Origin of the sequence: Sulfitobacter sabulilitoris (assembly GCF_005887615.1) — a bacterium.
GTDB classification, from domain to species: Bacteria; Pseudomonadota; Alphaproteobacteria; order Rhodobacterales; family Rhodobacteraceae; genus Sulfitobacter_E; species Sulfitobacter_E sabulilitoris.
The window spans coordinates 281324-302304 of the sequence record NZ_VANS01000002.1 but is presented as its reverse complement, the minus strand read 5'-3'; the positions used below and the strand labels follow the sequence as shown (position 1 = coordinate 302304).

Genomic DNA, 20981 nt, shown 5'->3' with positions numbered 1-20981 from the left:
ACCTTCAGGGAAAACGCGCCGGAAGTTTCGAAAAACTCCGTCTGCGTCACACGCGCATCGGCATGACCACATAGACGGCCGACATATCGTTGCCTTCGCGCATCAGGGTCGGGTCACCCGAAGAATTGAACAGGAACACCGCGTTCTCGCGGTCCACCTGGCTGGCGATCTCCAACAGGTATTTCGCGTTGAACCCGATCTCGAGCCGCTCGTCGGAATAGGCCACGGCCAGTTCTTCCTCGGCGGCGCCGCTGTCGGGGGCGTTCACCGACAGGATCAGGCGGTCTTCGTCAAGCTGCAGCTTGACGGCGCGCGACCGTTCGGAACTGACGGTGGCGACGCGGTCCACCGCGCGGGCAAAATCGCTGGCATCGACCTCGAGCCGTCGCGTGTTGCCCTGCGGGATGACGCGCGTGTAGTCCGGAAACGTGCCGTCGATGACCTTGGATGTCAGCGTTATGTCAGGCGTGGCAAAGCGGATTTTCGTTTCCGACACCGACACGGCGATCGTCATATCGTCGTCATCCAACAGCTTGCGCAACTCGCCCACTGTCTTGCGCGGAACGATCACGCCGGGCATGTCCTCGGCACCCTTGGGCAGGTCCGCATCGATCCGCGCCAGCCGGTGGCCATCGGTCGCCACGCAGCGCAACACGCGCCCCTCGTCGCCATCGGCCACATGCATGTAGACGCCGTTGAGGTAATAACGGGTTTCTTCGGTCGAGATCGCGAATTTCGATTTGTCGAACAACCGCCGCAGCACCGGCGCAGGCGCACTGAAGTTCGAGGCGTATTCCGATGACGCCATGACCGGGAAATCTTCCTTGGGCAGCGTCGCCAGCGAGAAATTCGATCGTCCCGCCTCGACGGTCAGGCGGCCCGCGGCGCTGTCGGCGGTCAGTGTCACCAGCGCGCCATCGGGCAGCTTGCGAACGATTTCATGCAGCGTGGTGGCCGACACGGTCGTGGCACCCGCCCGTTCAACCTGCGCCGGGGCCTTGTCAACGACTTCGATGTCGAGATCGGTCGCGCGAAAAGTCACGTCCGAGCCCTCGGCTTCGATAAGGACGTTCGCGAGGATCGGAATGGTGTTGCGTCGCTCGACGACGGATTGTGCCTGAGACACAGCCTTGAGCAATGCGGCGCGTTCGATGCTGAGTTTCATGAGCCCTCTCCGTTCGTCTGTCGGGAGGGGCAAACTACCCCGTTTCCGCAACTTCACAAGACATTTTATAGGTTTGTCCGTCGGATTGCGGGACGCGTCAAGACCCGTGACGCAACGAGGCCACAGGTCTTGGTCATTGGTCTATGCTTCAAGGGCGCGGCGCAGCAGTTCCAGGTCTTCGGCGATTTGGCCATCCTGCTGTTTCAGCTCTTCGATGCGTCGCACCCCGTGCATCACGGTGGTGTGGTCGCGCCCACCGAACCGGCGGCCTATCTCGGGCAGCGAACGGCTGGTCATGTGCTTGCTCAGGTACATCGCGACCTGTCGCGGCCGGGCGTAGCTGCGCAGCCTTTTGGGCCCGATCATGTCGCTCAGGCGGATGTTGTAGTGGTCCGATACCTTGCGCTGGATTTCCTCGACCGTGATCTTGCGTTCCGATGCGCGCAGCACATCCGAAAGACAGTCCTGCGTCAGTTCGAGGTTGATTTCGCGGCCCACAAGCGACGCAAAGGCAAAAAGCCGTGTCAGCGCACCTTCGAGAACGCGCACGTTCGTGGATATCCGATGCGCCAGAAATTCCAGCACGCCGTCTTCGACCTGTAGATCGGGATAGTTGGCGCGCTGCACTTCGACCTTGCTTTGCAGGATCCCAAGACGCAGCTCATAATCGGTCGGATGAAGATCGACGACCAGTCCGCATTGCAGACGCGATTTCACGCGATCTTCAAGGTCCTTGATCTCTCCCGGCGCGCGATCGGCGGAAATGATGATCTGCTTGTTCTGATCGACCAGCGCGTTGAAGGTGTGAAAGAACTCCTCCTGTGTGCTGTCCTTGCCGGCGATGAATTGCACGTCATCGACCATCAGCACATCGACAGAGCGGAAAATTTCCTTGAAATCCATCATCTTGCGGTCGCGCAGCGCCTGAACGAAGCGGTACATGAACTGCTCCGCCGACAGGTAGAGCACATTCAGGTCCGGGCGGCGCTCCTGCAATTCATGTGCGATGGCGTGCATCAGGTGCGTCTTGCCCAAACCCACGCCGCCATACAAGAACAGCGGATTGAAGGTGACGGGCCCGCCCTCGGCCACACGGCGCGCGGCTGCGTGGGCCAGTTCGTTGGGCTTGCCGACGACGAAATTGTCGAAGGTGAACCGCTTGTCGAGCGGAGCGGTGTTCATGGCGTTACCATTTCCCGTCCTGGTCCGCGCATCGGGTTGTCCGGGGGTGTTGGCCGCTTGTGGCGCCGTGGCGACACGCGGTGACCCCTTGGCCGAGACGGCAAAGTTCAGCCTGCAAATCTCGGGGTTTTCGGACTTCAGCTCATGCAGGATCAGATCCGCAAAATTCTGGCTCACGTAGTTTCCCATGAAGTTCGTCGGCACTTCGAATGTGGCGATCCCATCGTTGGCCGCCTGAAATTCCAAAGGTTCGATCCACGTCTTGTAATTATTTTGCCCGACTGTTTTCAGCAACCGCTGGCGCAACTGGCCCCATTTTTCCTTGGTCATAACAAACCTGCATCCCCTTAGTCTGTCCCTGCACGCCAGCCGCAAAATCTGCGCTGACTTGTACCTGTCGTTATAGCCGCAAGACATAAATCAACCGGTCCGGTCCCAACTGAAAACCGGCTGTCGTCCTTCGGACTTTTATCATTTTCGACCCAAAACGAGTTGTCGCCATCCCCTGTCGCAGCGGGGAGGTTGGACAAATCGCATTGTGCCGTCAGCACATTTGTTTGACAGGGCGCTTACGCCTTGAACGGCGCTTGTCGCAGACTGAACGCATCGCGAAAGTAACGATGCTCAATTCCCGACGATCCTGACCCCGCGGCAGCGCAGTGGATCATCAGGGCCTGTCCCCCAAGGCGAAGTGAATCGCTAGGAATGGGTAGCAAGATAGGATCGCTCGCGGCAACCTATCTTCATTCTTGACTCTGCATTAGGCGAAAAGAATCTGCGATCCGTGTCACGGGAACACACAGCGCAAAAAAAAGACGCCGCAAAATGCGACGTCTCTTTTTTTGTTGGTTGGCCGGCGAATCAAGCCAGGGCTTTGACCCGCGAGGACAGCCGCGACATCTTGCGCGAGGCGGTGTTCTTGTGAAACACGCCTTTGGTCACGCCGCGCATCAGTTCGGGTTGGGCCGCCTTCAGCGCGGCCGCCGCCGCGTCCTGGTCGCCCGACGCGATGGCTTCTTCGACGCGGCGCAGATAGGTGCGGATCCGCGACCGGCGTGCCTTGTTGATCGCAAAGCGCGCTTCGTTGTGACGTGCGCGTTTCTTTGACTGGGGTGTGTTTGCCATTGAGAAGTCTACCTTTGGGTTCGTGTATAACTGTGTTCGCGTCGCGCGACGCCAAACCCGGACCGATCGAAACCGGAAAGGTGATTCTAGCCAGAGCGGGCTGCACGCGCATGTATGACGCCGGTCTATAGAGGACAAAAACGGCTTTGAAAACCGCAAATAGCGTCAGGAACGGCTCGCCGGGTGTACAAGGGCGGTGTGCCGCCCTTGATCCCGGGTTCTTGATCGCGCGCCGCTACTTGTCGCGGAACTGCGCTTCGCGCTTTTCAAGGAACGCGCCCATGCCCTCGGCCTGGTCTTCGGTCGCAAACAATGCGTGGAACATGCGCCGTTCGAACAAAAGGCCTTCGCGCAGCGGCACTTCGTAGGCGCGGTTGACCGCCTCCTTGACAACCATGACCGAAATCATTGATTTCTCAGAGATTTTCTGAGCAGCGCCAGTTGCTTCTTCAAGCAGCTTCTTGCAAGGCACAACCCGCGACACGAGGCCGGAGCGCTCGGCTTCGGTGGCGTCCATGAACCGACCGGTCAGGTTCATGTCCATGGCCTTGGACTTGCCCACGATCCGGGTCAGGCGTTGTGTGCCGCCAATTCCGGCAACCACGCCAAGGTTGATCTCGGGCTGGCCGAATTTGGCGGTATCCGAGCAGATGATGAAATCGCACATCATCGCCAATTCGCATCCACCGCCCAGCGCATAGCCCGATACCGCGGCGATGATCGGTTTGCGCACTCGCAGAATCTGGTCGGTCTCGGGTGTGAACAGATCGCCCGAGAATGCGTCGACAAAGCTTTTCTCGCGCATCATCGCGATGTCGGCCCCGGCGGCAAACGCCTTTTCCGACCCGGTGATGATAATGCAGCGTACCTTTTCATTGTCCTGAGCCGCCGTCAGCGCCTCGGCAAGTTCGCTCATGAGTTGGTCGTTCAGCGCATTCAGCGCGTCGGGCCGGTTCAGCGTGACCGTGGCAACGTGGTTGTCCACCTCTACGATGATCGTCTCATAGGCCATCAAAAAGCTCTCGATTGTTTATCCAAGGATTGAGTCATTACCACGCGCAGGCAATGGTTCAAGCTATCTTTGACACTTGGGGCAGAAGAACGATGACCGCCCCGACTGGACCGCGCGCGCGATGACGCCGGGGCATTCGGGCGTTCGGCAGGGGGCTTTCTCGCGGCCATATACGTCGAATGAATGCTGAAAATATCCAAGCTCTCCATCGGCTTGGCGAAAATCCCTGAGCGACGATCCACCCGCTTCGATCGCATCCGTGAGGACTTGGCGGATGATCGGCACAAGCGTCGCCACGCGGGCCGCAGAAATATTTCGCGCTTTGCGCGTTGGTCTTATCCCGGCGCGAAAAAGTGCCTCGCACACGTATATATTGCCCAATCCGGAAACAATTTTCTGATCCAGCAGTGCGGATTTGACCGGCGTGTTACGCCCCTCAAAGGCCGTCACCAGATGCGCCTCGTTGAATTCGTTGCCCAATGGCTCCGGCCCGAGGCGTGCCAGCAGCTTGTGTGCTTCGGCCGTCGCGGTGGGCATCAGGTCCATCGCACCGAAACGGCGCGGGTCGTTGAAAGTGATGCGCGCCCCGTTGTCCATATGCAGCACCACGTGGTCGTGTTTCTGCACCGCCGGATGATCATGCGCGAAGCGGCCGAGCGGATCACCCGAGACGAGCATTCGCCCCGACATGCCCAGATGAATCAAGAGCGTCTCGCCGGAGTGCAGATCGGCCAGGATGTACTTGGACCGCCGCCGCAGCCGCATCACCCGCTGGCCGGCCAGACGCAGCGCCATGTCGGGCGGAAACGGCCACCGCAGATCGGCACGGTTCACATCGGCTTTCGTGATCACCGCGCCCTCCATCGCCGGGCTCAGTCCGCGGCGCACCGTCTCGACCTCTGGTAATTCTGGCATCCTCGGGCACCCCCCCCTGTGACAAAAGGGGCGCATTGTGCCTGCCCCTGTGGACCCTATAACAAGGAACGAACTGTAAGGACCACAAGAGCCGATGACTGACGAGAACGACGATCTTATAGATTTCGGGCGCGAAACCATTCACGCGGGCGAAAAGGCCGGGCGTGTCCGGGGCGTGTTCAGCTCCGTGGCCAGCAAGTACGACATCATGAACGACGTGATGAGCGCCGGCGTGCACCGTCTGTGGAAGGACGCGATGATGGACTGGCTTGCGCCGCGTCCCGGGCAGAAACTGCTCGATGTGGCGGGGGGCACCGGAGATATCTCCTTTCGCTTTCTCAAGCGGGCCGGATCGGGCCATGCCACCGTGCTCGACCTGACCGAACCGATGTTGATCGAGGGCCGCAAGCGCGCCGAAGCCGGAGAAATGGCCGATATGCTGGATTGGGTCGTGGGCGACGCCATGGCGCTTCCGTTCGAGGATGACAGTTTCGACATCTACACGATCAGCTTTGGCATCCGGAACGTGACGCGGCCCCAGGAAGCGTTGAACGAGGCCTACCGCGTCTTGCGTCCCGGCGGCCGGCTCATGGTTCTGGAATTCAGCCAGTTGCCCAACCGCGCGATGCAGAAAGCCTATGACCTCTACAGCTTCAACGTGATCCCGCGCATGGGCCAGATGATTGCCGGGGATCGCGACAGTTATCAGTACCTGGTGGAATCAATCCGCAATTTCCCTGATCAGGAGACCTTTCTTGGAATGGTCCGGGCCGCGGGGTTCGAAAATGCAAAGTACCGCAACCTGACGATGGGTGTGGCCGCACTGCATTCCGGCTGGAAGATCTGAGATGCGCGGCCCGCACAATATCCTGCGGTTGGTGCGCACGGGGGCCACTCTGGAACGCACCGGCGCCATGACGGTCGTTCTCGAAGCGTTCGAGGCGCCCAGGCCATTGCGGATCGTCGCGCGGTCGCTGGCGCTTCCGTTCAAGTGGCTTGGGTACAAGGGCGACCCGTCGATGCCGCCGGCGACCCGCGCACTGACGGCGCTGGGCCCGGCCTACATCAAGTTCGGTCAGGTGTTGTCCACCCGGCCCGACGTGGTCGGCGATGACCTGGCGCGCCAGTTGCGCGTGCTTCAGGACAAGCTGCCGCCCTTTCCGGTGGACGTGGCCCGGATCGAGGTCGCCAAGGAATTGGGCCGCCCCGTGGACGAGATGTTTTCGGACTTCAGCGAACCGGTGGCCGCCGCCTCCATCGCGCAGGTTCACAAGGCCCGGTTGGCCGACAGCGGGGAAGAAGTTGCGGTCAAGGTTCTGCGCCCCGGCATCGAGCGTGCATTTGCCAGGGATGTCGACGCCTTCTACCTCGCGGCCCGCATGATCGAGCTGTTCTCGCCCGGATCTCGCCGGTTGCGCCCGATGGAGGTGATTACGCATTTTGACGGTGTCGTGCAGGGCGAACTCGATCTCCGGCTCGAATCCTCCGCCGCATCGGAATTCGCGGCGAACACCAAGAACGATGCCGGGTTCCAGTTGCCCGCGATCAAGTGGGAATACTCGGCGCGCCGGGTGATGACATTGGGGTGGGCGGACGGTGTGCCGATGGGCGACAACGACGCCATCGACGATGCGGGCCACGACCGCGTGGCTCTCAGCGAACGTGTGCTGCAACTCTTCCTGCAGCATGCCTTGCGCGACGGGTATTTTCACGCCGATATGCACCAGGGCAACCTCAAGGTCGCCCCGAACGGCGACATCATCGCTTATGATTTCGGGATCATGGGGCACATCGACGAATACACCCGCCGGGTCTATGCCGAAATCCTCTATGGCTTCATCCGCAAGGATTACAAGCGTGTGGCCGAGGTGCATTTCGAAGCCGGATATGTGCCCGCCGACAAGGATGTCGACGAATTCGCCCGCGCCCTGCGTGCGGTGGGCGAGCCGATTTTCGGCATGGATGCCACGCGCATCTCGATGGGTCGCCTGCTGAGCTACCTTTTCGAGGTGACGGAACGCTTTGGCATGGAAACCCGGACCGAGCTTATCTTGTTGCAGCGTACGATGGTCGTGGTCGAAGGGGTGGCGCGGTCGCTCAACCCGCACATCAACATCTGGCAGGTCGCCAGCCCGACGGTGACCGACTACATCACCAAATCCATCGGCCCGCGCGCGGTGATCAGCGATCTCACCAAAACCGCCCGCGTGATGGCCCGCTTCGGCCCCCGCCTGCCGGTCCTGGTCGAGGCGGCACTCATCCGGCAGGCCAATCCCGACCTGCCGCCAAAGCGTCCTTTCAAGCGCTGGATCGCGCTTGCCGGCGTTCTGGGTCTCGCGGGGGGGGCCGGTCTGGCCCTGACGCTCGGCGCCGTGATCTGACCCCAGGTTTTTTGACTGAAAATATCTCGGGGGTCCGGGGGTGGAACCCCCGGCCCGTCCCTGGCCTCAGGCGATACGCTGGATCGCCAGTGCGATACCCTGACCGCCGCCGATGCACATGGTGATCAGGGCCTTGTCGCCCTTGATCCGCTCAAGCTCGTACATCGCCTTGATCGTGATGATCGCGCCCGTGGCGCCAACCGGATGCCCGAGCGCGATGGCGCCGCCGTTTGGGTTCACCTTTGCTGGGTCAAAGCCCAGCTTGTTGCTGACGGCCAGCGCCTGCGCGGCAAAGGCTTCGTTGCTTTCGATCACGTCGAAATCCGATGCGCTCAACCCGGTCTTGGCCAGCAGGTTTTCAACCGCCGGAATTGGTCCGATTCCCATGACCTCGGGGCGAACACCGGCATGGGCATAGCCCAGCACCCGAACGCGCGCCTTCAGCCCGGCTTTCTCGGCCGCCTCGGCAGTGGCCAGAACCACCGCGCCGGCCCCGTCGTTGATGCCGCTCGCGTTGCCCGCGGTCACGCTTCCGTCTTTCTGGAACACCGGCCGCAGCCCCGCCAATGCCTCTGCCGTCGTGGCCTTGGGGTGCTCGTCCGCATCGAACTGCACCATGTCGCGCTTCACGCGCACGTCGACCGGGGTGATCTGGCTCTTGAAATGGCCCGCCTCGATCGCGGCAGCCGCGCGTTGCTGGCTGTGCAGGGCAAAGGCGTCCTGATCGGCGCGGCTTACGCCGTGTTCCGACGCGACGTTTTCGGCCGTCACGCCCATGTGCCCGGTGCCAAAGGGACAGTTCAACGCCCCCAGCATCATGTCGAGCGTGCGGATATCGCCCATCTTGGCGCCCCACCGCTGGTCCGGAACGATGAAAGGCGACCGCGACATGTTCTCGGCCCCGCCCGCAAGGCCGAACTCCGCATCGCCCAGCATCAGCGATTGCAGAACCGACACGATGGCCTGCACGCCGGACCCGCACAGGCGGTTGACGTTCATCGCGGGCGTGGTGTCGGGCACGCCCGCCTGCATCGCAGCCACGCGGCTCAGGTACATGTCGCGCGGTTCGGTATTGATGACATGCCCGAACGCCACATGGCCGATCTGACCACCCTCGACGCCGGAGCGTTCAAGCGCCGCCTTGGCGGCGACTGTGCCCAGATCGATGGGTGGCGTTCCGGCAAGCGCGCCGCCAAAGGTGCCGATCGCGGTGCGCGCGCCGTCCAGAATTACGATGTCACGGGTCATGGGTTCCTCCTTGGTATGTCGTTGCCGCAACTTATGCGGAGCATGCCGCGGACTTCCAGCCCAATCGTGTCGTGACGCGCCCGCTTGACAGAGACCGGTGTGACCCCCCACATATCCGCCATGACGGACAAACCTGCCGATATCCTGACGATGCTGCCGGCCCGCCTGAAGGAGGCGCGGCGCGGGCAGGGGCTGTCGCTGGATGCTGTGGCCAAGCTGTCGGGTGTCAGCCGGTCTATGGTCAGCCAGATCGAGCGGGGCGAATCCTCTCCGACCATCGCGACGCTTTGGAACCTGACGCGCGCCCTGCAGGTGGATTTTGCGGGATTGCTGGATGGCGCCCCGGCCGGCGACCAGATCGAAACGCTGCGCGCGGCGCAGGTGCCCACTATAGAAAACCTTGGCGCAGGCTGCCGGATCCGGATCCTGTCGCCACCCGAAGAGGCGGGCAAGCACGAGGTATATGAACTGCTGATCGATGCGCATGGCTATCTGGACAGTGCGCCGCACCGGCGCGGCGCGTGCGAGCATCTGACCGTGATCGACGGTGCGTTGGACCTGACCAGCGGAGAGGCCACCTCGCACCTGGGCGCGGGCGATACGGCCCGCTATGCCGCAGATGTTTCCCATTGCATCGCCGCGGGCGCGTCGCCCGTGCGCGCGTTTCTGGTGGTGCAGGATGCTTGATTCCGGTTTAGCGGATAAATTCCGCTAAGTCGAATATCCCCTATTTCGGATTTTAATCCGTTATGATAGAAGCACGCCCAAAGGAGACTCACATGACCCAAGCCTTTCTGACGCATATCACCGATGCCCTGTCCCAGATCCAGGCCGACGGCATGATGAAGCGCGAGCGTCTGATCACGTCGCCCCAGGGCGGAGAAATCACCGTCGGTGGCCGCGAAGTCATCAACCTGTGCGCAAACAACTACCTCGGGCTGGCCGATCACCCGGCGCTGATCGACGCGGCGACGGCGGCGATGGGTCCGCACGGCTTCGGCATGGCCTCGGTGCGCTTTATCTGCGGGACGCAGGACATTCACCGCGAGTTGGAGCAGAATCTCGCCGCTTTTCTCGGCAAGGACGATTCGATTCTCTTCGCGGCGTGTTTCGACGCGAACGGCGGGCTGTTCGAGCCGCTTTTGGAGCCCGAGGACGCGGTGATCTCGGACGCGCTCAACCATGCGTCGATCATCGATGGCATCCGGCTGTGCAAGGCGAAACGCTACCGCTACGCAAATTCGGACATGGACGACCTTGAAGGCCAGCTCAAGCAGGCCCGCGAGGATGGCGCACGGTTCATCCTGATCGCGACCGATGGCGTGTTCAGCATGGACGGCTACCTTGCCAACCTCGCAGGGATAAAGGCGCTGGCGGACAAATACGATGCGATGGTCATGGTCGATGATTGCCATGCGACCGGATTCATGGGGCCCAAGGGCGAAGGCACGCCCGCCCATGCCGGTGTCGATGTGGATATTCTGACCGGCACCTTGGGCAAGGCGCTGGGCGGGGCCATCGGTGGGTATATCGCCGGGCCGCAACCGGTGATCGACCTGCTGCGCCAACGCGCGCGGCCTTACCTGTTCTCCAATTCGCTGCCGCCGGGCATCGTTGCCGCGGGGATCAAGGCGCTGGAGCTGGTGGAGCAGGGCGACGACCTGAGGGCAAAGTTGTTCGACAACGCGCGCTACTGGCGCAAGGGGCTGGACGCCCTGGGTTTTGACCTTCTTCCGGGCGAGCATCCGATCATTCCCGTCATGCTGGGCGAAGCACAACTGGCGCAGGACATGGCGGAAAAGCTGTTTGACGAGGGTGTCTATGTCAGCGGCTTCTTTTTCCCGGTGGTGCCGCGCGGGCAGGCACGAATTCGCACCCAGATGAACGCCGCGCTGACCCGCGATGAACTTGATCGCGCGCTTGAGGCGTTCAAGGTGGCGGGCAAGGCCTGCGGGGTGATCGCATGACCAATCAGATGAAAGCACTGGTCAAGGCGCACCCGCGCGAAGGCCTGTGGATGCAGTCCGTACCCGTACCGGAAATCGGCCCCGACGACGTGCTGATCCGGATCAACAAGACCGGGATTTGCGGCACCGATATCCATATCTGGAACTGGGATGAATGGGCGCAGAAAACCGTGCCTGTGCCGCTGATCACCGGCCATGAATTCGCCGGCGAGATCGTCGAGCTTGGTCGCGATGTCGAAGGGCTCGAGCTTGGCCAGCGGTGCAGCGGCGAAGGCCATCTGATCGGCAAGAACTCCCGGCAGAGCCGCGCGGGCAAGTTTCACCTCGATCCGGCGACCCGCGGCATCGGCGTAAACGAACCGGGGGCCTTTGCGCAATACCTCAGGCTGCCCGCATTCAACGTGGTGCCCCTGCCGGATGAGATTTCAGATGATATCGGGGCGATCCTCGATCCCTTGGGCAATGCCGTGCACACCGCGCTCAGCTTTGACTTGGTGGGCGAGGACGTGCTGATCACAGGCGCGGGCCCCATCGGGATCATGGCCGCCGCAGTGGCGCGTCATGTCGGCGCGCGTCACGTGGTGATCACGGATGTGAACCCCGACAGGCTGGCGCTGGCGGCGCAGGTCGCCGACGTGGTGACCGTGGACGTGACCAGGCAAGATCTTCGTGACGTCATCACATCGCTCAAGATGAAGCAGGGGTTCGATGTCGGGCTTGAGATGTCGGGCAATCAGCAGGCTTTGGACCAGATGGTCGAGGCGATGACGATGGGTGGGCGCATCGCTATGCTGGGAATCCCGCCGGGAAAATCACCCGTGGACTGGAGCCGCATCGTCTTTAAGGCGATCACGATCAAGGGCGTTTATGGCCGCGAGATTTTCGAGACCTGGTACAAGATGATCGCGATGCTGGAGAACGGGCTGGACGTGTCCAAGGTCATCACGCACCGGTTCAAGGTCGATGATTTCGAGGCCGGTTTTGCCGCGATGAAGTCTGGTCAGTCGGGCAAGGTGGTTCTGGACTGGCGCACCGATTGACCGGGGTCAGACCTGGACATTCGTGCGTCGGCGGCCTGGGCGACCTGATCAATTCCCGGCGGCGGGAATGGCGACGCGCCCCCGATCCGACAACAGCCAGCCGGTCGTGCCTTCGAACACGGCGGCGTGCAGCGGGCGAAAATAGCCTGCGCCGCCGTCAAGGTTCACGCGGTTGCCATGATGTTGCGGGTGGTCCAGCGCCGTGTGCCCGTGCACGACCAGCCTGCCATGGTCGCGGTCATCGTCAAGAAAACCCGTGCGGATCCAGATCAGATCGTTTTCGGTCTGCCGGTCAAGGTCGATTCCGGGCCTGATGCCGGCATGGACAAAGACAAGGTCGTCGGTCACATGCATCACCGGCAGGTCGCGCAAGAACACCTTATGATCTTGCGGCACGGCACTCTGCGCGGCCTGGTGTATCGGCGGCAAGGGCGCTCCGTCCTCGGCGTCGACCCCGTAGGAGGCCAAAGTCTTGTCGCCGCCAAGCCGGGGGTTGAACCAATAAAGCCCGTCGCGCGTCGCGGGATCGTAGACCGACACGTCGTCAAGGAAGCGGGTGAAATACCGGTCGTGGTTTCCCTTGATCGTGATCCAGTTCTTGCCAGCCGCCTGACCGTCGATCAGGGTCTGGATCACCGCGCGGCTGTCTGGTCCGCGATCCACGTAATCCCCGACAAACACCACGGTGGCCTGCGGCCCGCCGTCCGCCTCGATCAGGGTCAGGACCCGCTCCAGCTCGTCCATCTGGCCATGGATGTCGCCGATGGCATAAATCGGATTATTCATGCCGTTTCACTAGCTCATGTGATGCCCATTGCAAAGCACCCCCGCGTTGCGATCGACGGCCGTTGCGCCAGAAAACGATTTATTCACCTTGCGTATTGCCGCATAATGGCGATGTACGGACCATCTGGAATTCCAGCGGGTTTTCTGTAAAAACGTTTTAATACAAGTATTTATCACTATTTTTACGTCTTCGCGTACATTTAGGTACGAGAAAAGGAGCGTATATTGAAAGATCAGCTACACGATATCGAATCGAAATTATGGATGAGCAATTGCTACAAATTCGCGCTTAGCGGGAACGACAGCGGCGGCAAGGCCTGTATTCTGGATGCGATGGCTTTTGCCGGCGCGGAAATGCCAAGACATATCCACACCGGAGACGACGAAATTTTCACCCTGGTATCCGGCAGTTGCGAGTTCTGGCTGGGCGACAAATACGTCACCCCCGGCCTGGGTGAGCCGCTGCACATTCGCCGCGGGGTGGAGCATGGATTTCGGATCACCGGCGACGGCCCTGCGCGGTATGTCATGATTCTGTCGCCGGGCGCGTCCGAGGGGTTCTTTCGCGCCATGGGCGACACGGGTCTGACATTCGAAGACGACGGCGCACGGATCGAAGCGATTGCCGCGCACCACCAGATGCAGTTTACCGGCATGGCGCCGGCACCCTTGTCCTGACGCGCGAAACGAACCCCTGCCGGCGGCCCGCCGGCAGGGGTTACGGGTCGCCCGACCAATCAGGCGACGTCGAAGACCAATGGCTTGACCTGAGTGAACAGCCCGGTGCTCTGCAGTTTTTCGATCACCGGCGCCGGGACTTCGTCATCGACGTAAAGCAGCGCGATCGCCTCGCCCTTGGCGGCCGATCGGCCAAGGGTGAAGTTCGCGATATTCACGCCGTTTTCGCCCATGGTCTGACCCAATGTGCCGATGATGCCCGGAACGTCTTCGTTGGTGGTGTAAAGCATGTGCTCACCGATCTCGGCGTCGATGGTGATGCCCTTGATCTGGATAAAGCGCGGCTTGCCGTCGGAAAACACCGTGCCCGCAATCGACCGTTCACGCTTGGACGTGACGACAGTCACCTTGATGTACCCTTCGAACACACCTGACTTGTGCTGATTGGTCGTGGAAATCTGCACCCCGCGTTCCTCGGCTATGACCGGCGCGCTGACCATGTTCACATCCGGGTTCACGCGCTTCATGATGCCGGCGACAACGCTGCAGTTCAGCGCCTCGAGGTTCATGTCCGCGACCGACCCGTCATAGAGGATATTGATCGCCTTGATCGGCTCGTCCGTCATCTGACCGATGAACGACCCCAGATGCCCGGCCAGTTTGACCCAAGGACCCATGACCTTGGCCTCTTCGGCGGTGACGGACGGCATGTTGAGCGCGTTGGTGACCGCTCCTGTCAGCAAGTAGTCCGACATCTGCTCGGCCACCTGTAGCGCCACGTTTTCCTGCGCTTCGGTCGTCGCGGCGCCAAGGTGCGGCGTGCAGACGACATTGGGCAGGCCGAACAGCACGTTCTCGGTCGCGGGTTCCTTGGCAAAGACGTCAAAGGCGGCACCCGCCACATGGCCGGACTTCAACGCTTCGGCCAGCGCTTCCTCGTCCACCAGGCCGCCACGGGCGCAGTTGATGATCCGCACGCCCTTCTTGGTCTTGGCAATCGCGTCCTTCGACAGGATATTCGCCGTCTGCTCGGTAAAGGGAACGTGCAGGGTGATGAAGTCGGACCGCTTCAGCAGTTCGTCCAGTTCGACCTTTTCCACACCCATCTTGTCGGCCTTGTCCTGCCCCAGGAAGGGGTCATAAGCGACAACTTTCATCTTGAGGCCCCGCGCCCGGTCGCAGACGATGCCGCCGATATTGCCCGCGCCGATCACGCCCAGTGTTTTGCCGGTCAGCTCGACGCCCATGAACTTGGACTTCTCCCACTTGCCCGCGTGGGTGGAGGCGGAGGCTTCGGGGATTTGACGCGCCACGGCGAACATCATCGCGATGGCGTGTTCCGCCGTGGTGATCATGTTCCCGAAGGGCGTGTTCATCACGATCACGCCTTTCTTGGAGGCTGCGACCTTGTCGATGTTGTCGGTGCCGATGCCGGCGCGGCCGATCACCTTGAGGTTTGTGGCAGCGTCGAGGATCTTGTCCGTGACCTTGGTTGCCGAGCGGATGGCAAGGCCGTCATACTGACCGATCAGTTCGGCCAGCTTGTCCTTGTCCTTGCCCAGATCGGGCATGAAATCCACGTCGATGCCACGGTCGCGAAAAATCTGGACGGCGGCGTCCGACAGCTTGTCGGAAATGAGTACTTTGGGTGCCATGTGGGGCTCCGTTTCTGATGGTAACTGGGGCGTCGCGAGGACGTCGGTATTTCGGGAGTGGAAAGCCGGCGTTCAGGCCGACGCCATCTGTGCCTCGATCTCGGTGTCGAAGGCCCAGGCGAGCCATGGCAACATCGCGTCGATGTCCGATGTCTCGACCGTGCCGCCGCACCAGATGCGCAGCCCCGCTGGGGCATCGCGGTAGGCACCGACGTCAAGCGCCACGTTCTCATCCGCCAGACGCTTGGCCACGGCCTTGGCAAAGGCGGGTCCATCGGCGATCCGGTCGTCCGAGAACTTGAGGCAGACGGAGGTGTTGGACCGTGTCGCGGGGTCCAAGGCAAGGAAATCGATCCAGTCATGCGCGGCGACGAAATCGGCGACAGCGCCCGCATTGGCATCGGCCCGCGCGATCAGGCCCTTGAGGCCGCCCACGGATTTCGCCCAGTCAAGCGCCACCAGGTAATCTTCGACACAAAGCATCGAGGGCGTGTTGATCGTCTCGCCCTTGAAGATGCCGTCGATCAGCTTGCCGCCCTTGGTCAGGCGAAAGATCTTGGGCAGCGGCCATGCGGGGGTGTAGCTTTCCAGCCGCTCCACCGCGCGGGGGCTGAGGATCAGCATGCCGTGCGCAGCCTCGCCGCCCAGCACCTTTTGCCAACTGAACGTCGTCACGTCCAGCTTGTCCCAAGGCAGGTCCATCGCGAAGGCGGCGCTTGTCGCATCGCACAACGTCAGGCCCTTGCGGTCGCCCGGGATCATGTCGCCATTGGGCATCCGCACGCCCGAGGTGGTGCCATTCCAGGTAAAACACACGTCGTTGTCGTAGTTGAGCGCACTCATGTCGACGATTTCGCCATACTCTGCCGTATGCACGGTATGGTCGATCTTGAGCTGCTTGACCGCGTCGGTGACCCAGCCTGCGCCAAAGCTTTCCCATGCGACCATTTCGACGGGGCGCTCGCCCAGCATGGTCCACATCGCCATCTCGTAGGCGCCGGTGTCTGAGGCGGGTACGATGCCGATCTTGTAGTCATCCGGCACGCCGAGCACGTCGCGCGTCGTCTCGATCGCCTCGAGGAGCTTGGCCTTGCCGGGCGCGGCCCGGTGGCTGCGGCCCAGGGGCGCCGATGCCAGTTTGGTCAGATCGAATACGGGGGGTTTGGCACAGGGGCCGGAGGAAAAACGCGGGTTAGCCGGCCGCGTTGCCGGTGTCGTCATAGCCATTGATGCTATCCTTCCAGATAAGCGCCCTTCGTTGGGGAAGGGTGTCCCGCGGATGGACATAGTGCGCAGCGGCGGCTGGCACAATCGGGAAAATGACGCTAGACCGCCGCTTGATCGCTTTTTTGCGACGCGGATGGCTCTGATCGGAAACTTTTGTATGTACGTTGTAACTTTGCTGACTGCGCCCTCGCGGCCCGATCTTGACCCCGCACTGGTGGAGTCGCTGCGCAACGCGTGGGGCGGCGGCGATGCCCAATGGCTGTCCCCGGACGAGGCGGCAGAATTTCCGCTGGCCGAACGGCCCGCGAATCGCTGGCAGGTCTGGGAGGACGTTCAGCGCCTGGGCGTCGATCTGGTGGTCCAGCCCGCGGCGGGGCGGCGCAAGGCCATGTTGCTGGCCGACATGGACAGCACCATGATCCAGCAGGAATGCATCGACGAACTGGCCGAGGTCGCAGGCGTCGGTGCGCATGTGCGGCACATCACCGCCCGCGCGATGAACGGAGAACTGGATTTCGAAGGTGCGCTGCGCGAACGGGTCTGCCTGCTCAAGGGTCTGGACGCGGGCGTGATCGACCGGGTGCTGGCCGAGCGGATCACGCTGATGCCGGGTGGGCGCGAATTGATCTCGACGATGCGCGCGCATGGCGGATACGCGGCGCTGGTGTCCGGCGGCTTCACGGCCTTTACGCAGGCGGTGGCAAAAAAGCTGGGATTTGACGAAAACCGCGCCAACACCCTGCTGATCGAGGATGGCAGGCTGACCGGGAAGGTGGCCGAACCCATTCTGGGACGCCAGGCCAAGGTTGACGCGCTGGCCGACATCTCGGAGCGGCTGGGCCTGGCCGAGGCGGAGGTGATGGCGGTCGGTGATGGGGCCAACGATCTGGGCATGCTGCACCGCGCGGGCAGTGGTGTAGCCCTGCACGCCAAGCCTTCGGTGGCTGCGGAGTGCGATATTCGGATAAACTTTGGCGATCTGACGGCGCTTTTGTACCTGCAGGGATATGCCCGAGACGAATTCGCAAGCGGCTGAGGCGGCGAATTCGACCCCGTTTCATGCTATGATTTCGGCGCAGGCACCTGAGTCTGCGTCAACGAGCAAGGGGGAATGAAAATGCCGAATTTCATCATGGCCTACCATGGCGGCAAGACACCCGACACGCCCGAAGAAGGGGAACGTGTGATGGCCGAGTGGACCGACTGGTTCAGCAAGATGGGCAAGGCGGTGGTCGATCCGGGCAACCCGGTCGGCATGTCCAAGACCGTGACCGCAAAGGGCGTGCGCGACGACGGCGGAGCGAACCCGCTGTCCGGCTACACCGTGGTTTCAGCGCCCGACATCGATGCCGCCGTCAAGATGGCGAAGGGTTGCCCGATGGTGGCCGATGGCAGCGGCAGCGTCGAGGTGGCGGAGATTCACCAGATGTAGCTGGCCGTGCGCCACGGGATCAGGCAAAGGCGGCGCCCGGCCTGATCCAGCCTGCCTGCAGGTTTCTGCGATTCAGGATCGGCGCATTGAGCCGTTTCAGCGTCGCAGGATGGGTCGCGTCCAGCACACCCAACCTGACCAGGATCGCCGCCATCGCGCATTCGGCGGCGCGTGTTCCGCCGTCATTCGCCTTGAGCGCGACACCCAGTTTCAGGTCGGGAATGATCGCGATGAAATATCCCTCTGCCCCGGTCTTGATCGCGACCTTGCCATCCATCGCGCGCATCAATTCGGTGCAGGCGCGCCCTTCGCCGGCGACCAGATCGGGATGCAGGCGCATCGCCTGATGCAGCCGCTGTTCGGGCGAGCCGTCGGGCGCCGCGGCAAAGCGAGCCATCGCACGCGCCATACCGTGCAGGGTCGTGGCAAAATTGGGAGCCGAACAGCCGTCAATGCCAAAACCGGGACTGTCGAGGCCGGTTGCGGTCTCGAAGGCGTCAAGGCAGGCTTTCTGCACCGGATGATCCGGGTCCACATACTCGGGGCCGGCGCCAAGGTGCTTGGCCAGGGTCAGGAACCCCGCGTGCTTGCCCGAACAGTTGTTGTGAATCTGGCAGGGGCTTTGATGCGCGAGAATCAGCCCGTTGCGCGCTGGAATGTCTTCGGGTTCCTGTGGGCCGCAGCGGAAATCGTCGTCGCCAAGACCCAGTGTGTCGAGCCATGCGCCGACGCGGTCGGTATGGATCGCGGCGCCGTTGTGCGACGCGCAGGCAAGCGCCAGATGCCGGGTGCCGAGCCCCGCCGCATCGGCCGCTCCGGAGGTGAGAAGCGGCAACGCCTGCAACATCTTGGATGAGCTGCGCGGCAGCACGACCGCCTCCGGATCGCCCCACGCGTGAACGATCTGGCCGCTGTCGTCACAGACCACCGCATGACCGTGGTGGACGCTTTCCAGGAAGGGGCCGCGCCATATTTCCGTGATTGCTGCCGATTGTGTCATCTGGTCCCTCACAAGTTGGCGAAATCCTGCCAATCAGGGTTTCGTCTGTCGCGTGTTTCGCGCTAATGTGGCACTTGTCGAGAAGAAAGCGGGCGCTGGCAAGAGACCGATCCAAAAAAGGATCGCCGGTCGGGGCACCGCTTCGGTGAAGTTGAGGTTTAGGACAGCTGGAGGCTGGACAGATGGGATTTTCGAAGACGTTGGGCGGGGCGATTGGCGCTTTGGCATTGATGGGCGTGTCTGCCGGCGCGCAGGAGCAAAGCACCAACCGCGTGGCCGCCAAGACGGACTGGAGTGTCTTTGTCGAAGACAATCCGACCGAATGCTGGAGCGTGTCGACGCCCAAGGAAACGGTGAACTCCAAGGACGGGCGAGTGGTTGCGGTGAACCGGGGGCAAACGCTCTTGATGGTGTTCTATCGACCGAGCGCGGGCGCCAAGGGGCAGGTGGCATTTACCGGCGGCTATCCGTTCGCGAGCGGATCGACGGTGAACATGAACATCGGCGGCACGGAATTCGAGCTGTTCACCGAAGGCGAATGGGCGTGGCCCGCGACGACGGCAGATGACAATCAGATCATCACCGCCATGAAGCGCGGCGCCGACGCGGTCGTGTCGGGCCGGTCCGGGCGCGGGACGGCGACCAAGGACACGTTTTCGCTGCTCGGCTTTACCGCCGCTGTCGAGGACGCCGCGAAACGCTGCGCCGGATGATGGTGCGTCTGCGACGCATTTGATTTATTGCGGCTCCCTCCGGGAGCCGCGTTCGTTTTGGGGCGCTGCCCCAACCCCCGAGGGATTTGAGGCCAAAAGAAACCCATTTCCGCGGGGGTTTGTTTTGCCTGCGATTGCCTATATACGGGCACATCCAACGAACCAGCGAGTCTGATCCATGTCTGCCAATGCGCCGATCACCCAAGATGTGCACACGATCCCTCGGAAATTGCCCGATGGGCCTGCGAACCTTGTGGGGATGACCCGTGCCGGGATGCGCGACGCGTTGATCGCCATGGGCACGCCGGAGAAGCAGGCGAAGATGCGGGTCGGGCAGATCTGGCAATGGATCTATCAGTGGGGAGTGCGTGATTTTGACGCGATGACCAACCTGTCCAAGGGGTATCGCGCGGATATGGCGGCGCATTTCGTGATCGACGTGCCGGAGGTCGTGAGCAAACAGGTCAGCACGGATGGTACGCGCAAGTACCTGGTGCGGATCGCGGGCGGTCACGAGGTCGAAATCGTCTATATCCCCGAGGAGGGGCGCGGCACGCTCTGCGTTTCGAGCCAGGTCGGATGCACTTTGACCTGTTCGTTTTGCCACACCGGCACCCAGAAACTGGTGCGCAACCTGACCGCGGGCGAGATTATCGGACAGGTGATGGTGGTGCGTGACGATCTGGAGGAGTGGCCCGAAATCGGCGCGCCCAAGGATGAAACGCGGCTGTTGTCCAACATCGTGCTGATGGGTATGGGCGAGCCCCTGTACAATTTCGAGAACGTTCGCGATGCGATGAAGATCGCGATGGATCCGGAGGGTATCCAGTTGTCGCGCCGCCGGATCACGTTGAGTACGTCCGGTGTGGTGCCAGAGATCGCGCGCACCGCGCAGGAAATCGGCTGTCAGCTGGCCGTGTCGTTCCACGCGACCACCGACGACGTTCGCGACAGGCTGGTGCCGATCAACAAGCGGTGGAACATCGAGGAGCTGCTTGCCGCGCTCAAGTCCTATCCCAAGGTCAGCAATTCCGAGCGCATCACCTTTGAATACGTGATGCTTCAGGGGGTGAATGACAGCGATGAGGACGCGCATCGGCTGATCCGGCTCATTGAGGGCATTCCGGCCAAGATCAACCTGATCCCGTTCAACGAATGGCCCGGCGCGCCCTACAAGCGGTCGAGCAACAACCGCATCCGCGCCTTTGCCGACATCATCTACAAGGCGGGGTACGCCAGCCCGATCCGCACGCCGCGCGGCGAGGATATCATGGCTGCCTGCGGACAGCTGAAATCGGCCACCGAGCGGTCACGCAAATCACGCCGCCAGATCGAGGCGGAGGCCGGGATCGGCGAGGCATAGGCGATTGCTTGAAACAATGCGGCGCGCGCCGTTGCACTGTTTCCGATATCGCCCCGAAATGGCCTTTTTTTGGCACAATTGCTGACATGACC

At 62.0% G+C, this 20981-nt stretch carries 20 protein-coding genes; 10 read left to right on the top strand and 10 right to left on the bottom strand.

The window, feature by feature from the left end; translation table 11 throughout:
* Nucleotides 1-46: 46 nt before the first annotated feature.
* The 5 genes from dnaN to mutM form a co-directional block, all read right to left on the bottom strand.
* Nucleotides 47-1165, bottom strand: coding sequence for a DNA polymerase III subunit beta (gene dnaN / locus FDT80_RS09795; RefSeq protein WP_138662104.1), 1119 nt, complete (start codon nt 1163-1165; stop codon nt 47-49).
* A 141-nt stretch (nt 1166-1306) separates the two neighbouring features.
* The gene (gene dnaA / locus FDT80_RS09790; protein WP_138662103.1) at nt 1307-2677 is read right to left on the bottom strand and encodes a chromosomal replication initiator protein DnaA; all 1371 of its coding nucleotides are present in this window, start codon (nt 2675-2677) and stop codon (nt 1307-1309) included.
* A 531-nt stretch (nt 2678-3208) separates the two neighbouring features.
* Entirely contained in the window at nt 3209-3472 is a 264-nt protein-coding gene (gene rpsT / locus FDT80_RS09785) for a 30S ribosomal protein S20 (RefSeq protein WP_138662102.1), read from the bottom strand.
* 235 nt (nt 3473-3707) lie between these two features.
* Nucleotides 3708-4484 carry an enoyl-CoA hydratase gene (locus FDT80_RS09780; protein WP_138662101.1) on the bottom strand — a complete coding sequence of 259 codons (777 nt, stop codon included), beginning with the start codon at nt 4482-4484 and terminating at the stop codon, nt 3708-3710.
* 63 nt (nt 4485-4547) lie between these two features.
* Nucleotides 4548-5399: a bifunctional DNA-formamidopyrimidine glycosylase/DNA-(apurinic or apyrimidinic site) lyase gene (gene mutM, locus FDT80_RS09775; protein ID WP_138662100.1), complete on the bottom strand. Its 852-nt coding sequence runs from the start codon at nt 5397-5399 to the stop codon at nt 4548-4550.
* Between the two features lie 94 nt (nt 5400-5493).
* On the opposite strand from mutM, the gene ubiE reads away from it, so the two are divergent.
* Together ubiE and ubiB are read left to right on the top strand one after the other, a co-directional pair.
* Nucleotides 5494-6246, top strand: a complete 753-nt coding sequence (gene ubiE, locus FDT80_RS09770) for a bifunctional demethylmenaquinone methyltransferase/2-methoxy-6-polyprenyl-1,4-benzoquinol methylase UbiE (protein ID WP_138662099.1) — start codon at nt 5494-5496, stop codon at nt 6244-6246.
* A gap of 1 nt (nt 6247) precedes the next feature.
* Nucleotides 6248-7780 carry a 2-polyprenylphenol 6-hydroxylase gene (gene ubiB / locus FDT80_RS09765; RefSeq protein ID WP_138662098.1) on the top strand — a complete coding sequence of 511 codons (1533 nt, stop codon included), beginning with the start codon at nt 6248-6250 and terminating at the stop codon, nt 7778-7780.
* A 66-nt stretch (nt 7781-7846) separates the two neighbouring features.
* Here ubiB and FDT80_RS09760 read toward each other — a convergent pair whose 3' ends face one another.
* Nucleotides 7847-9028, bottom strand: coding sequence for an acetyl-CoA C-acyltransferase family protein (locus FDT80_RS09760; protein WP_138662097.1), 1182 nt, complete (start codon nt 9026-9028; stop codon nt 7847-7849).
* 120 nt (nt 9029-9148) lie between these two features.
* On the opposite strand from FDT80_RS09760, the gene FDT80_RS09755 reads away from it, so the two are divergent.
* From FDT80_RS09755 to tdh, 3 genes are all read left to right on the top strand, one after another.
* A complete protein-coding gene (locus FDT80_RS09755; protein ID WP_138662096.1) occupies nt 9149-9715 on the top strand; it encodes a helix-turn-helix domain-containing protein in 567 nt (188 codons plus the stop codon).
* 92 nt (nt 9716-9807) lie between these two features.
* Nucleotides 9808-10995 carry a glycine C-acetyltransferase gene (locus FDT80_RS09750; protein ID WP_138662095.1) on the top strand — a complete coding sequence of 396 codons (1188 nt, stop codon included), beginning with the start codon at nt 9808-9810 and terminating at the stop codon, nt 10993-10995.
* Nucleotides 10992-12035, top strand: coding sequence for an L-threonine 3-dehydrogenase (tdh, locus tag FDT80_RS09745; RefSeq protein ID WP_138662094.1), 1044 nt, complete (start codon nt 10992-10994; stop codon nt 12033-12035). Before FDT80_RS09750 ends, tdh begins: the two co-directional genes overlap by 4 nt.
* 48 nt (nt 12036-12083) lie before the next feature.
* On the opposite strand, the gene FDT80_RS09740 is transcribed toward tdh, so the two are convergent.
* Nucleotides 12084-12821: a metallophosphoesterase family protein gene (locus FDT80_RS09740; RefSeq protein ID WP_138662093.1), complete on the bottom strand. Its 738-nt coding sequence runs from the start codon at nt 12819-12821 to the stop codon at nt 12084-12086.
* Nucleotides 12822-13046: 225 nt separating this feature from the next.
* Here FDT80_RS09740 and FDT80_RS09735 point away from each other — a divergent pair, with 225 nt between their 5' ends.
* Nucleotides 13047-13499: a cupin domain-containing protein gene (locus tag FDT80_RS09735; protein WP_138662092.1), complete on the top strand. Its 453-nt coding sequence runs from the start codon at nt 13047-13049 to the stop codon at nt 13497-13499.
* 59 nt (nt 13500-13558) lie between these two features.
* Here FDT80_RS09735 and serA read toward each other — a convergent pair whose 3' ends face one another.
* Both serA and FDT80_RS09725 read right to left on the bottom strand, forming a co-directional pair.
* Complete coding sequence (serA, locus tag FDT80_RS09730) at nt 13559-15154, bottom strand: phosphoglycerate dehydrogenase (protein WP_138662091.1); 1596 nt, start codon at nt 15152-15154, stop codon at nt 13559-13561.
* Between the two features lie 72 nt (nt 15155-15226).
* On the bottom strand, nt 15227-16381 hold the full coding sequence (locus FDT80_RS09725) for a phosphoserine transaminase (protein ID WP_138662090.1): 1155 nt from the start codon (nt 16379-16381) through the stop codon (nt 15227-15229).
* Between the two features lie 157 nt (nt 16382-16538).
* On the opposite strand from FDT80_RS09725, the gene serB reads away from it, so the two are divergent.
* Both serB and FDT80_RS09715 read left to right on the top strand, forming a co-directional pair.
* Complete coding sequence (gene serB, locus FDT80_RS09720) at nt 16539-17417, top strand: phosphoserine phosphatase SerB (RefSeq protein WP_138662089.1); 879 nt, start codon at nt 16539-16541, stop codon at nt 17415-17417.
* A gap of 81 nt (nt 17418-17498) precedes the next feature.
* Nucleotides 17499-17813: a YciI family protein gene (locus tag FDT80_RS09715; protein ID WP_138662088.1), complete on the top strand. Its 315-nt coding sequence runs from the start codon at nt 17499-17501 to the stop codon at nt 17811-17813.
* Between the two features lie 19 nt (nt 17814-17832).
* Here the strand turns inward: FDT80_RS09715 and FDT80_RS09710 are convergent, their stop codons facing one another.
* The gene (locus FDT80_RS09710; protein ID WP_138662087.1) at nt 17833-18813 is read right to left on the bottom strand and encodes an asparaginase; all 981 of its coding nucleotides are present in this window, start codon (nt 18811-18813) and stop codon (nt 17833-17835) included.
* A gap of 182 nt (nt 18814-18995) precedes the next feature.
* On the opposite strand from FDT80_RS09710, the gene FDT80_RS09705 reads away from it, so the two are divergent.
* Nucleotides 18996-19526, top strand: a complete 531-nt coding sequence (locus FDT80_RS09705) for an invasion associated locus B family protein (protein ID WP_138662086.1) — start codon at nt 18996-18998, stop codon at nt 19524-19526.
* Between the two features lie 178 nt (nt 19527-19704).
* The gene (gene rlmN, locus FDT80_RS09700; RefSeq protein WP_138662085.1) at nt 19705-20889 is read left to right on the top strand and encodes a dual-specificity RNA methyltransferase RlmN; all 1185 of its coding nucleotides are present in this window, start codon (nt 19705-19707) and stop codon (nt 20887-20889) included.
* Nucleotides 20890-20981: the final 92 nt, after the last annotated feature.